Origin of the sequence: Dietzia sp. UBA5065 (genome assembly GCA_002415925.1) — a bacterium.
GTDB lineage: Bacteria > Actinomycetota > Actinomycetes > Mycobacteriales > Mycobacteriaceae > Dietzia.
This window is the reverse complement of the sequence record DIAZ01000158.1, coordinates 1-212: the sequence shown is the minus strand read 5'-3', so window position 1 is coordinate 212 and position 212 is coordinate 1. Positions and strand designations below refer to the sequence as shown.

General features: G+C 67.0%; 1 protein-coding gene. It reads right to left on the bottom strand.

Annotated features, from left to right (window positions below):
* Positions 1-212, bottom strand: a 212-nt coding sequence (locus tag B4M60_RS12895; RefSeq protein WP_291084666.1) for a hypothetical protein, incomplete at both ends; no start/stop codon positions are given.

Genomic DNA, 212 nt, shown 5'->3' with positions numbered 1-212 from the left:
TCCTTCTCGATGTACTTGCGGTACTCGTCGAGCGTCGTGGCGCCGACCAGCCGCAGCTCACCGCGGGCGAGCATCGGCTTGATCATGTTGCCCGCGTCCATCGAGCCCTCGCCGGTCGCGCCGGCGCCGACGATCGTGTGGACCTCGTCGATGAAGGTGATGATCTGCCCCTCGGAGGCCGTGATCTCGTCGAGCACGGCCTTGAGCCGCTC